The 12,507-nt window shown below is 41.2% G+C and carries 15 protein-coding genes and 1 pseudogene; 11 read left to right on the forward strand and 5 right to left on the reverse strand.

What is annotated here, in order from left to right:
- Nucleotide 1 precedes the first annotated feature (1 nt).
- A complete protein-coding gene (locus SHALO_RS06670; RefSeq protein ID WP_069477910.1) occupies nt 2-274 on the reverse strand; it encodes a helix-turn-helix domain-containing protein in 273 nt (90 codons plus the stop codon).
- 36 nt (nt 275-310) lie between these two features.
- Between SHALO_RS06670 and SHALO_RS06675 the strand changes: the two genes are divergently transcribed.
- The 7 genes from SHALO_RS06675 to zupT all read left to right on the forward strand — a co-directional run bounded on the left by SHALO_RS06675 (nt 311) and on the right by zupT (nt 5,735).
- Complete coding sequence (locus tag SHALO_RS06675; protein WP_084010788.1) at nt 311-985, forward strand: GGDEF domain-containing protein; 675 nt, start codon at nt 311-313, stop codon at nt 983-985.
- Nucleotides 986-1,186: 201 nt separating this feature from the next.
- The gene (locus SHALO_RS06680; RefSeq protein WP_145923239.1) at nt 1,187-1,414 is read left to right on the forward strand and encodes a hypothetical protein; all 228 of its coding nucleotides are present in this window, start codon (nt 1,187-1,189) and stop codon (nt 1,412-1,414) included.
- A gap of 80 nt (nt 1,415-1,494) precedes the next feature.
- Nucleotides 1,495-2,298, forward strand: a complete 804-nt coding sequence (gene thiD, locus SHALO_RS06685) for a bifunctional hydroxymethylpyrimidine kinase/phosphomethylpyrimidine kinase (RefSeq protein WP_069477913.1) — start codon at nt 1,495-1,497, stop codon at nt 2,296-2,298.
- Nucleotides 2,295-3,506 (forward strand): putative hydroxymethylpyrimidine transporter CytX, encoded by a 1,212-nt coding sequence (gene cytX, locus SHALO_RS06690; RefSeq protein WP_069477914.1) that lies wholly within the window; start codon nt 2,295-2,297, stop codon nt 3,504-3,506. The genes thiD and cytX overlap by 4 nt, the downstream gene beginning before the upstream one ends.
- Nucleotides 3,485-4,288: a hydroxyethylthiazole kinase gene (thiM, locus tag SHALO_RS06695; RefSeq protein ID WP_069477915.1), complete on the forward strand. Its 804-nt coding sequence runs from the start codon at nt 3,485-3,487 to the stop codon at nt 4,286-4,288. The genes cytX and thiM overlap by 22 nt, the downstream gene beginning before the upstream one ends.
- 73 nt (nt 4,289-4,361) lie before the next feature.
- Entirely contained in the window at nt 4,362-4,877 is a 516-nt protein-coding gene (locus tag SHALO_RS06700) for a ferritin-like domain-containing protein (protein ID WP_069477916.1), read from the forward strand.
- Nucleotides 4,878-4,892: 15 nt separating this feature from the next.
- Nucleotides 4,893-5,735 carry a zinc transporter ZupT gene (gene zupT / locus SHALO_RS06705; RefSeq protein WP_069479355.1) on the forward strand — a complete coding sequence of 281 codons (843 nt, stop codon included), beginning with the start codon at nt 4,893-4,895 and terminating at the stop codon, nt 5,733-5,735.
- Here zupT and SHALO_RS06710 read toward each other — a convergent pair whose 3' ends face one another.
- Nucleotides 5,736-6,008 carry a helix-turn-helix domain-containing protein gene (locus SHALO_RS06710; RefSeq protein WP_025344487.1) on the reverse strand — a complete coding sequence of 91 codons (273 nt, stop codon included), beginning with the start codon at nt 6,006-6,008 and terminating at the stop codon, nt 5,736-5,738.
- A gap of 237 nt (nt 6,009-6,245) precedes the next feature.
- Here SHALO_RS06710 and SHALO_RS06715 point away from each other — a divergent pair, with 237 nt between their 5' ends.
- The 4 genes and pseudogenes from SHALO_RS06715 to SHALO_RS06725 all read left to right on the forward strand — a co-directional run bounded on the left by SHALO_RS06715 (nt 6,246) and on the right by SHALO_RS06725 (nt 9,415).
- On the forward strand, nt 6,246-7,316 hold the full coding sequence (locus SHALO_RS06715) for a bifunctional diguanylate cyclase/phosphohydrolase (RefSeq protein ID WP_069477917.1): 1,071 nt from the start codon (nt 6,246-6,248) through the stop codon (nt 7,314-7,316).
- Between the two features lie 668 nt (nt 7,317-7,984).
- A pseudogene (locus tag SHALO_RS15720) lies at nt 7,985-8,248 on the forward strand (methyl-accepting chemotaxis protein); the annotation flags it as partial.
- 123 nt (nt 8,249-8,371) lie between these two features.
- Complete coding sequence (locus SHALO_RS15725; protein ID WP_238585319.1) at nt 8,372-8,665, forward strand: CZB domain-containing protein; 294 nt, start codon at nt 8,372-8,374, stop codon at nt 8,663-8,665.
- A 9-nt stretch (nt 8,666-8,674) separates the two neighbouring features.
- Complete coding sequence (locus SHALO_RS06725) at nt 8,675-9,415, forward strand: MBL fold metallo-hydrolase (RefSeq protein WP_069477919.1); 741 nt, start codon at nt 8,675-8,677, stop codon at nt 9,413-9,415.
- 3 nt (nt 9,416-9,418) lie between these two features.
- Here SHALO_RS06725 and SHALO_RS06730 read toward each other — a convergent pair whose 3' ends face one another.
- From SHALO_RS06730 to motB, 3 genes are all read right to left on the reverse strand, one after another.
- Nucleotides 9,419-9,721 (reverse strand): hypothetical protein, encoded by a 303-nt coding sequence (locus SHALO_RS06730; RefSeq protein WP_084010790.1) that lies wholly within the window; start codon nt 9,719-9,721, stop codon nt 9,419-9,421.
- Nucleotides 9,722-9,755: 34 nt separating this feature from the next.
- Nucleotides 9,756-11,588, reverse strand: coding sequence for an ABC-F family ATP-binding cassette domain-containing protein (locus SHALO_RS06735; RefSeq protein WP_069477920.1), 1,833 nt, complete (start codon nt 11,586-11,588; stop codon nt 9,756-9,758).
- A gap of 118 nt (nt 11,589-11,706) precedes the next feature.
- Nucleotides 11,707-12,504, reverse strand: a complete 798-nt coding sequence (gene motB / locus SHALO_RS06740; RefSeq protein WP_069477921.1) for a flagellar motor protein MotB — start codon at nt 12,502-12,504, stop codon at nt 11,707-11,709.
- Between the last annotated feature and the right edge of the window lie 3 nt (nt 12,505-12,507).

The raw sequence follows: 12,507 nt of genomic DNA on the forward strand, positions 1-12,507 counted from the left end.
TCTAACCTCTATTTGGAAGAATACAAGGCTTGAAAAATTCACAAATATCCACTTCCAAAACGGCCGCAATTTTATAAAGATGCTCGATGTTATAATGCTTATTTTCCAAGCCAGCTTCAATTTTTGCAATGGTGCTGACCGACTTGTGTCCAATGGTAAGTGCCAAATCCAACTGTGTAATTTTTTTTAGTTTTCGTATACATTGTACATTGTATGCAATACGTCGATAAAAAGCTTCAATTTCTGTATTCGAAAACTCTTTGTACAGTAACATATATTTCCCTATAGTGAAGTATTATTTAAGTTTATAATGGTTAGAATCATTTTTAAATTCCCTATAGTGAACATTCTAAAAATAAAAACTCCTGGCAAAAATGTAATGATGGATCAAGAGACACTTTATAAGCTTGTTATTGTAGTATTGATTATTGGCATACTTCTATTACTTTATTACTATCAAAAACGTTTATGTGAATTAAAGTTACACAATGGTCAGTTAGAACTGCTAAGTCAGTACGATGATTTGACGCAAATCTATAACAGACGTTATTTTCTAGAGATAGTGCAGTATCATTTTACAAAAATGTATCATCACAAACCTTCTGCTATTATGATGATTGATATTGACCATTTTAAGCAGATTAACGATACCCATGGTCATATTTTAGGCGATGATGTTTTGCAATATGTTGTTAAGTTAATCAGCGAACACTTACGCGAAAGTGATATTTTTGCGCGTTATGGTGGCGACGAGTTTATCGTATTTTTTCCCGCTATTTCACAAAAAGATATTTACAATATTGCACTCAGAATTCAATCAAAACTTTTCGAAGACTCCTCGTATGCTTCTCCGGTAACGCTAAGTATAGGAATATGCCTTTTTAGCACTTCTTTAGCACTTCAAAACGTTATTGAATATGCAGATAATGCTCTTTATGTAGCAAAAAGTAAAGGACGTAACCGAATCGAATTTTATCCATCTTGAAAATCGTTTTAAATCAGAGTATAATTGTCCGCAATAGTTCGTGCTAGGAGGGCTGGTAAACCAGCTGAGATAAAGAATGGTGATTCTTTGATCCTTATACCAAGCGCACCTATCTATCGCATCAATAGCTTGTCAAGCACCAAGTTTCATGAGGCGATACTTTGCAAGTGTAGTCAAACTACACTCAAAAGTATCAACAAAATGAAACGCCGTGTGATTGACAAGCCCTACGGGAACTTTTTTAAAATCATCTTTGGGGCGTTAAAGATACTTGCCTTGCACTTAGCAAGGTTGCGCATCTTTGCCTACCAAACACAATTTTTAAAAAGTTCTATTGACGAGATAGATAGATGCGCTTGGTATCTACCTGATCTGGGTAATGCCAGCGTAGGAAAGCTCAATCAAACCAACACACATCCTCCTTTTTAAGCCCTTCCACGACCTTCATTATCTTTACATGTAAAGCTTACATGTAAACGCAATTCAACTCAATTTTACGAGGAAAACGTATGAAACATTGTTTAACCATAGCAGGCTCAGACAGCTGTGGCGGAGCGGGCATCCAAGCTGACCTTAAAGCCTTTAGCGCCAATGGAACGTATGGTATGAGCGTTATCACCGCGATTACGGCGCAAAATACCCAAGGCGTTTTTGATGTGCAAGACATTAACCCTTCTGTGATACAACATCAAATCGAAGCAATTTTTGATGACATTCGCGTGGATGCGATCAAAATTGGTATGGTCTCTCGTCCTGAAACGATAGAAATCATCGCCACAACCCTTAAAAAATACCCTTTGCCGCCACTCGTCATTGACCCTGTGATGATCTCCAAAAGTGGGTATGACCTGTTGCAACCCGAAGCAAAAAAGGCACTCGTTGAAATGCTTTTACCGATGGCAACGTTGATTACGCCCAATCTTCCCGAAGCCGAAGTCATTGTAGGGTATAAAATTGACACGATTGAACGGATGCAAAAAGCTGCCCTTGATCTGCATAAACTGGGCTGTAAATACGTCCTTGTCAAAGGTGGACATCTAGAAAATGATGCGACCGATGTGCTGTACGATGGCGCGCAGTTTCATCTTTTACACTCCAAACGATTAGAAACGATCAACACGCATGGAACGGGCTGTACGCTCTCTTCTGCCATTGCAGCGAACCTAGCAAAGGGTTTACATGTAAAGAGTGCTGTTGAAGCAGCTAAGGCGTATATCACCGAAGCGATTACTCATGGATTTAAACTGGGGCATGGCGTGGGACCTGTGCACCATTTTTACGCACTTTACACAAAAGCAGGAATGGAATCATGATGGAAGAAAAAACGAGTTTAAGTAGTTTTGGATTGTTCGCACTCTGGTTTGGTGCGGCAGTCTCGATGGCAGAGATTTTTACAGGTGGACTTTTAGCGCCTTTGGGTTTTAGTGAAGGTTTAAAAGCAATTCTTTTGGGTCATCTGATTGGTGGTTTGATTTTGATTTTGGGTGGTTACATCGGAGCCAAAAGCCATCTTCCTGCCATCATGTCCACACGCATCTCGTTTGGGCGTTATGGCTCGTATCTTTTTTCACTTCTCAATGTGCTTCAACTCATCGGTTGGACAGCGGTGATGATCATATCAGGTGGGCGCGCTGCCAATGAGCTTGGGATCAATCTTTTTGAATTTGATAGCATCAACACGTGGGCGATTGCTATTGGTGTCTTGATAGCGTTGTGGATTTGGCTTGGAAAAGTGGGCTTTCAAAAGCTCAATCTCATCGCCGTCAGCCTCCTTTTTGTGCTTACGTTGGTGTTGTGTGGCGTTGTGTTTCAAGAGGGACGCATTTTACATGTAAAGCCTACAGGGGAGATGAGTTTTGGATCAGCTTTAGAGCTTAGCATCATTATGCCGCTTTCGTGGTTGCCGTTGATTTCGGATTATACCCGTTTTGCGAAGAGCAAAAAAGGCGGGCTTATCGGTAGTTTTATGGGTTATCTTATTGGTAGTTCTTTGATGTATGCCATTGGTCTTGCCATCGCGCTGTATGCCAAAGATGCGAGTCTGGGAACGATGATGATGGCACTGCATTTAGGCTTTGTGGCTCTTGGTATCGTGCTACTTTCCACCATCACAACGACCTTTTTAGATGCGTACTCCGCAGGCGTAACCTTTACCAATATTTTCCCACAGATCAATGAGCGAAAGATCGCGTTTGTACTGGCTGTTGTTGGTCTTTTGGTCGCACTGTTTACGCCCATAGAACAGTATGAGAATTTTCTGTATGCGATCGGCTCGGTCTTTGGACCATTGTTTGCGATTGTGCTGAGTGATTATTTCATCTTTAAAAAAGAGCAGATCGAACCTACGTTAGCGTTACATGTAGGCTCACTTATTGTCTGGGCAATTGGTGTTGCGCTTTATTATCAGTTCATTACTCTCGATCTTCCTTTGGGCTCAACGCTTCCGACGATGCTTGCAACAAGCATCCTTTTTATCATTTCAAAAAAGGCAATTTCATCATGGACATTCAAGAGCAACTAAACGAAGTATTTGAAGCTTTACAAAACAAGCGTGCGCTCATTCATCACATTACCAATTATGTCACGGTCAATGACTGCGCTAATGTTGTTTTAGCCATGGGTGCATCGCCGATTATGGCAGATGAACTCAGTGAAGTAGAGGAGATGGTCGGCATTTGCGATGCGCTGGTACTGAACATAGGCACAGCTAACGAGCGCATCATCGCTTCCATGCTCAAAGCGGGCAGAGCAGCAAACGCCAAAGGCATCCCCGTGGTGCTTGATCCTGTCGGCGTGGGTGCAACACCGTTTCGTCGCAAGAGTGTTGCAAAGCTCATGGATACAATCTCTTTTAGTGTGATTCGCGGCAATATGGCAGAGATCAAAACCATTGCAGGGCTTGAAGCCAAAAGCGCAGGCGTTGACTCCTTGGATGAGGAGAGCGATGGCGCTAAAATCGCTTTAACGCTAGCGAAAAAATTGGATTGTGTGATTGCCATTACGGGCAAAATGGACATTGTATCAGATGGCGTGAGTACTTACAGCCTTGACAACGGCGATGTGGCTCTGACGAAACTGACAGGAACAGGGTGCATGAGCAGTTCGCTCATCGGCAGTTTTCTAGGCGCTTCAAACAAAGCTCTAGCAAGTGCTATTGCAGGTATTCTAACTATGTCCATTGCGGGTGAGATAGCCAATAAAAGCCAAGGAATGGGAACATTTCACACATCACTGATCGATGCGATAAGCCAAATGGATGTTCAACGTATGATCAATAGCGCTAAGATTGACTTCATTAAATAATAAAAATTATTATTTAATATAGACTTTAGTTTTGATAGAGTAAGATAACTCATTACCATACAAGGAGTCAATCATGGCAAGAGTTGGAAATTCTATTATTAAAGGTATCGAAGTTCAAGAGATCATTACAACGCTTAATCGTGCATATGCCGATGAGTGGTTGGCGTACTACCAGTATTTTATTGAAGCAAAAGTCGTTAAAGGGTTGATGAAAGATGCTGCCATTGCGGAGCTTGTACAACATGCAGCCGATGAATTGCGACATGCCACGATGATAGCCGATCGTATCATCCAATTGGGCGGTGCTCCACTACTCCATCCAGCGGATTGGCTCAAACAGAGCAACTGTGGTTACGATGCTCCCAATGATTTTGATGTCGTTGCCGTTTTAAATGACTCCATCAAAGGTGAGCAGTGTGCGATTGCAACTTACTCAAGCATTGTCGATCTTACACGCAATAAAGATATCGTTACCTACGATATAATGTCGCAGATTTTGGCGGATGAAGTCATGCACGAAGAGGACCTTCAAAACTTACACGATGACATTACTGAATTTATCAGTGATCTTAAAAAATCAATGAAGTAACAAGGAACAGGTATGATCGATGTCACGTTAGAGCAGTTCATACCTGCTTTTCTTCTCACCCTGTTTGCAGGGCTTAGCACAGGATTTGGCGCACTCATCGCCTTTTTTTCCAAAAATAAAAGCCACACTTTTTTATCGATCGGTCTAGGATTTTCAGCAGGCGTGATGGTCTATGTCTCCTTTGTTGAGATTCTTTATAAATCTAAAATGGCATTTACTACGATCTATGCGAGCCCCATCATTGGAGAGTCTTTTGCGTTGGTCTGTTTTTTTGGAGGCATCGGCATGAGTGCCATCATTGATCGGTTGATTCCTGATGATGTCAACCCGCATGAACCCAAATCCAATAAAGAACTCAGTGTGCTCAAAGAGGGTAACCAACACTCGGTGCTGAAAGATTCAGCGCTCAAACGTACTGGTATTTTTACGGCTCTTGCGATTGGGATTCACAATTTTCCAGAAGGTTTTGCCACATTTATTGCCGCACTTGAAAATGTTCATGTTGGCGTTACCATAGCACTTGCCATCGCGATTCACAATATTCCAGAGGGAATGGCGGTCTCTTTGCCCATCTACCATGCAACAGGAAATCGTAAAAGTGCTTTTTGGTATGCGTTTATCTCAGGTTTGGCAGAACCCGTTGGTGCATTGGTTGGGTTTTTTCTCCTGCTTCCTATTATGGGAGAACTTACACTTGGGGTTACCTTTGGTATTGTCGCAGGCATTATGGTGTACATCTCGTTTGACGAGCTTTTACCCTCCGCTAGAGTGTATGGTAATGCCCATACGACTATTTTAGGCATTGTTCTTGGTATGATGGTGATGGCGGTGAGTTTGGTTGCTTTTAAATTGATCTAATTAGTCAAAAAACTCTTTAACCTCTACTTGCAATACTTTGGCAATTTTATAGAGGTGCTCTAACGAAAAGCGGATATTGCTGTACCCAGCTTCCGCACCTGCTACGAGCGATGTTGATTTGAAGCCTATGAGGTAGGAGAGTTCAAGTTGGCTCAACCCTCTTTTTTTTCGGATTTGCTGAACCTTGCGGGCTATCTTTTGATAGAAGAGTTTGGTCTCTTCAACGCTACACTCGACTGCTGAAATATTAATATCATTAAATTTTTTTCTCATGGTGCTTACTCTATTATGATAGATTTTTAAGAACGATGAAGTCTAGTATTCTTGAAACTTCATTACAATCTATTACCGTAGAGTAGATGTTTTTGAAACGTTTTATCGTATTTATGATAAAGATGTTACATCTTAAACACTCTATTATAATAGATTATCTTTTTTTAATATTTAATTATGTATTATTCATTTAACACCATAATTACGTCTGCTTAAAAAATAAAAAAAGAGTCTGATGTGAATACTTTTTCGATCATTGAGCAAGAAATTGTGGAGATGTTTACAACCATTATTGAGGAAAAAGATGCCTATACTGCGGGTCATTCCAAACGTGTGGCAATGTATAGTACCAAAATTGCTGAAGCGATGGGGTGTAGTGACGATGAACAAAGCAGAGTTTATCAAGCAGGACTGTTACATGATATTGGAAAACTTCTAACGCCAGAATCCATTTTACTTAAACCTCGGAAATTCAATCGTACTGAGTATGCTATCATTAAAAATCATTCTACTGATGGTGAAAAAATGCTCAGTTTTATCTCTGCTTTTAAACCGTATATGCCTCTTGTGCGCCACCATCATGAATATTTTGACGGAACAGGGTATCCAGATGGTCTCAAAGGCGATTGCATCCCTTTTCTCTCACGCATTATTGCGATTGCTGATGCTTTTGATGCAATGACAACGAACCGTATTTACAAGCCACGTAAGAGTATCGCTAGTGCTATTAAAGAGTTGCAAAAGTGCAGTGGAACACAGTTTGATCCTTTGATCGTGGGAATTGCCGTCAAAGTTTTTAGTACCTACCAAGAGCTTGTATTTATTCATCAATTACCTGAAACAGGTGTTCAAGAAGAGCGATTTGCCTATTTTTACAAAGACACATTGACCTCTGCTTACAGCGGAGAGTATCTTAGCTATTTTTTACATAACAATCATACTAGTAAACGCTTTCGGTGTTGCTATTTTATTCAACTCCATCATGTTCACACATACAATCAAAATTTTGGTTGGAAGTTAGGCGATAAACTGCTAAGCGAAGTTGCTCTTCGCTTAAAAATACTCTTTCATACGCCTTTTATATTTCGAATTTTCGGTGATGACTTTGTGGTGCTCAATGCTTTACATGTAGAAATTGATGAAGCGCAAGTCAAAGAGAAAATTAGCGTTGGCTTTAATGGTATTGATGTCAGTATGAAGCATTTTGCCTTAAAAGATTTTAGTTTAGACGCTTGGGAAAATTTTGAAAACTTTCTAACGCACTCACAACCATGCTCCATTGAAGATCATTATAATAAGCATAATTAAAGTATGGATTACACAAAAATCAAATTAACAAAAGGAGTTGAATATGCGTCTATCCAAACAGCTATTAGAGTGAGAATGCTAGAAGTGCAGAAGAGATCGCAAGTGCTGCCGATCATCTCTCAAAGTTGGCGGAAAATCTCAATATCAAACTTGGGCAATTTCAGTAAAAAGTAACCTTTACATGTAAGCATTCTTAGGGATGGCTTACGGTAGAATCTAACCCTATTTATACAAAAAGGAATCGTATGTTTGGACGAGATAAAGCCTTACTTCATGAAGAAAATGTAGGTTTACGCGCTGAAAATGAACGCTTAAAACACGAAGCAACGACTTTACAGGTTCAACTGGAAAAACTCCTACAATCTGAAGAAAACACCCGCAGAACCCTTAGCGAAAACCGCCTGAAAACCGAGCTTATCAACAGTATGTTGAGTGGTTGTGGTAACAGTGTGAAAGAGATTCAGCATGACATCGAACAAAACCTTGAAGCTTCCAAAGAGATCGTGCAGATCAGTGTTTCTACGGTAGAAAGCATCACGAATCTCAATGCGATCTCCAACAACCTGTTAAGCTCACTGTCAAACATCTCACACTCCGCAGTCGAATCACGTCATATGGCGGAAAATCTTCACCATAGTGTCGATGAAATTGCCAGTGTGATCAATCTGATCAAAGATATTTCCGATCAAACGAATCTGCTGGCACTCAATGCCGCGATCGAAGCAGCCAGAGCAGGGGAGCATGGACGTGGTTTTGCGGTCGTTGCAGATGAAGTGCGCAAATTGGCTGAGCGAACGCAAAAAGCGACGGCTGAAGTTGAGATGAACATCAATGTGCTCAAACAAAATGCCAATTTAATGTTTAAACAAAACGAAGAGGTTGAGAGTGTTGCGGTAGAGTCTAACCAACACATTGAAAATTTTAAAGTTGAATTCGATGCGTTGCAACACAGTGCAACCACGATTCAAGATGACTCTCAAAACATCAGTTTTGAAGTCTTTACGGCGTTGGCTAAACTGGATCACGTTCTTTTTAAAGTTGCAGGGTATGGCTCCGTGTTTGATAAAGAGCACAAAGAGCTGAGTGATCATACCAATTGTCGTTTGGGTAAATGGTACGCAGGAGTTGGCAAAGAGAATTTTAGTGCGACATCTGCGTTTAAAGCGTTGGACGAACCGCATAAAATTGTTCATGGTGAGATCAACCAAGCGATCAAATGCGTTAAAGAGGGAACCTGTTTGAACGACATCAGTGTCGTGATAAACCATTTTGTTAAAGCCGAAGAGGCATCGAAAACGCTTTTTGGTTTGCTCAACCAAATGTTAAACGAAAAACAAAAAAACGCGTAGGAAAACTCTTTGAAATTTGAATTTTTAGGAACCGCCGATACGGGTGGCATTCCACTGCATCAGTGTCATTGTGCAATTTGTGAAGCTGCACGTGTTGAAGGGGTGAGCAATCGTTCGACGAGTGCTTATTTAGAGCTAGACGATGGCAGTGTCATTTTGTTTGACGCAGGGTATGATCTTTTGTGTGAAACGTTTAATACGACGAAGATTCGCGCAGTTTTTCTGACCCATTTTCATGCCGATCACTGCTTGGGATTGCTTCGTTTACGAAAGTCAGTGGATTCGATTACATGCTACATTCCTAGCGACGAACACGGGTTTGGCGATCTTTTTCTGCATAAAGATTCCATTGATTACCTCGTGCTTGAACCCTTTTCGTCCATTGAGATTGAGGGCGTTAAAATTGTTGCAGTACCGCTCTTTCACTCAAAGCCAACGCATGGTTACGTGATCTTTACATGTAAAGGTGTTGTGGCGTATTTGACCGATTGTGAGAGCATTCCTGAGCAATCGCTTGCCTATTTGAAAGCACAAAACATCGATTATCTTTTTATAGACGCAGCGTATACACCGTGGTTTGAGTCGAAAAAACATCTGAATTGGGAGAGTGCTGGGGCATATATTGACGAGGTTTCCCCTAAGAAAGGCTATCTGATTCACGCGAGTTGTAAAACCTTACTTCCTTTACATGTAAAAAAAATAAGGCTGAAATACCCTTACATTGAAAAGGGTTTTGCTATCGAGGTGTGAAGATTACTCTTCATCCTCGTCATCTTCAAAAGCCTCTTCACCGTCTTCGTCTTCAAAGTAGATGTTATCTTCGTTGCCATCATAGTTGTAGTCACTTTGATAAATCGGATCGTCTTCCTCTTCATCAAAATCTTCTTCGTCTTCTTCTAAGCCTTCTTCATAGTCCTCTTCGTTCATTAAAATATCTTCAACTTTGTCAAGAAACGCATCGATATCTCCGGTATAGAGATGCTCAAAACGCATCGCCTCGAGGATAAATTCGCTGGAGCAACCGCTCTCTAAAAGAAGTTCTTTCAAGTCACGCATACTATTTCACCTTTGCTTTTTCTGCAATTCTACACTAATTTTGAATGTTTTTCAATTGCGTTTCATACGCTTCAAAAAGCGCGTCATGGTTTACATGTAAGCATTCAAACTGCTCGTAGAGTTTTTCAAGCGACGCTTCATCATTTTTTAACTCTTTGGAGAGGCGTTGCAATTCACCGATGTCATTTCCCGATGAACACGCGATAAGGGCTTCATTTTTGGTTTTCATTGCTTCTTCAAGCTTCATGATGGTTGCTTCACACTGCTCGATCTGTTTTTTAAGCGGGGAGAGTTTAAAGCTTCGTTCTTGGATGAGTTTGGCACGAAGCTTTTTACTCTCATTGTAATCATTGGAAACTACTTTTTTAGGAGCGCTTTCGCTCTCTTCTTCCCAACCGATTTTCTCTAAAAATTCATCGTAATTGCCATCAAAAAACTCGGCTTTGTCATGATGAAAGATGATGAGAGCGTCGGCTAATTCTCGAAGCATCATCTCCGAGTGGGTGACTAAAATGGTGGAGCCCTCAAAGCTTTTGATCGCCTCACACAAGGAGTCGATGGAGTACATATCAAGGTGGTTGGTTGGCTCATCCAAAAACAGAAGGTTCGCAGGTGTCGCGATGATTTTACCCAGCATGACGCGACTGCGCTCACCTCCTGAGAGAATGTTGATCTCTTTTTCTGCCATCTTGCCACTGAACATCATACCACCACAAATGGCACGTACTTTGGTGATGCCTAGCAGTGGGTCAACCTCGTAAATTTCATCCATAACGTTATTTTTAAGATTGAGTCGTTGAATATTTGTTTGTCCAAAGTGTGCAAACGCAGTCTCAGGATGATAGTTCAGGCTTCCGTGTTGCAGTTGTAGTTCGCCTGCTAGAACGTTGAGAAGGGTTGATTTTCCTTTACCATTTTTACCGATGATCGCAAGGCATTTGCCTTTTTCAAGTTTAAATGAGAGGTTTTGAAACAAAGGATGTTCGGGGTCATACCCAAAGCGGACATCGTGAGCATCGAGGACGATTTTGGCAGGTGTTTTTTTGTAGTTAAACGAAAATGAGAGATTGCTTTCTTCTTCAAGATCATCCATTTCGCCCATTTTTTCAAGCTGTTTGGCTTTACTTTGTGCCATGACCGCTTTGGAAGCGCGCGCTTTTTGGCGCGTCACGAAGTCTTCGAGTTCAGCACGCTTCTTGTCCAAATTGGCTTTGGTTTTAAGGTAACGCTCATCGTCCTCTTCGAGTTTGGCATAGTACTTGTGACTGTTTCCCTCAATCATCATCAAGCTTTTACGACGAAGTCCCATTGTGTGCGTGGTAACGGCGTCCATAAAGTCACGATCGTGGGTGATGAGAATGATCTCGCCTTTAAACTCCCTCAAAAAGGTTTGAAGCCAGCGCATTGAGACGATGTCAAGGTAGTTGGTCGGCTCATCGAGAAGAAGTAAGGATGGGTTGGTTGCCAGCAGTTTGACAAGATTGAGACGAATCTGATAGCCTCCCGAAAAACTCATCGGATCTTTGTCTAAATCTTCTTGGGAAAAGCCCAGACCAAAAAGCATCTTCTCGATCTTGTAGACATCAAAGACTTCATCGCCTTGTAACGCAGAAGCACACTCAGCGCGTACGGTTTTATGGGTAAACTCGATATGCTGACGAAGAGCGCCAATCGTATAGTTTTTTGGGATGAGAATATCGCCAGAATCGGCTTCTTCTTCGCCTAAAAGGATTTTAAAAAGGGTGGATTTACCAGAGCCATTGCGTCCGACAAAGCCTATTTTATTGCCTTTCGTGAGCATAAAGCTGATAGGTTCAAAAAGGGTTTGTGCCCCAAAGTGTTTGGAAAGATTAGTGACTTGAATCATCGTGAAAGCTCATTACATGTAAAGATTTTTGCCTTTAAAGAGGCGAGTGGTATTATAAAAAAAGTTTTGCAAGAACTTGATTAAACAAGATAAATAGTTTACCTCAAAGGAGGTAAAACTACTCTATTTTTTTATTAATCGTATTGAGTGTGTCTAAAATAGACTTTTTAGCAGCGTTATCAGGGCCTGAGATGCGCATGGTAAACTCAACGCGTCCATTTTTTTCACGACCTTCTGCCGTGTCATTGCTTGCAAGTGGTTTTGTCTCTCCATAACCTGCGGAGCTTAAGCGATCTTTGGCAATGCCATTGCGAACAAGAACGCGAATGACTGCATTTGCACGAGCCGTTGAAAGTTCTAAATTGTCTTGAAATTTAGAACCACTTGGAAGTGCAGTTGTATCGGTGTACCCTTTGACGATCACTTCAACATTTTTAGGAAGCATCGCGATAATGTCGGAGACACGTTTTAAGAAAAGCATGGAATCACTGTTGATAATTTCAGCAGAACCTTGTGCAAAAAGCATTTTTGTCGGAAGTTTGATGATGGCACCATCGATTTTTTGCTCCAAAGAGCCCTCGCCGATGTTCATTTTTTCAATCATTTGAGCCAATCTTGCAATCTCTTCAAGTTGAGCAGAACTTCCCCCCGCATTGCCTTTGTCTTTATCTTGATCTTTTGACGCTTCTCCTGATTTAACTGCCATATTCATAACAGGGGTTGCCTCTTCAGGCTTAGCACTGTAGTCGTAGATTTTGACGAACTCTTCTTTGAGAGCTTTCATCTTTTCGGTATTGGTTGAAGCAATGGCAAAGAGGGCAATGAAAAGAGCGAGTAAAAGACTGAAAAAGTCAGAGAAAGGTACTGCCCATTTTTCACCGGCTTCACAGACTACTTTTTTACATTTTTTACCCACGGT

The organism is Sulfurospirillum halorespirans DSM 13726 (assembly GCF_001723605.1).
Taxonomy (GTDB): domain Bacteria; phylum Campylobacterota; class Campylobacteria; order Campylobacterales; family Sulfurospirillaceae; genus Sulfurospirillum; species Sulfurospirillum halorespirans.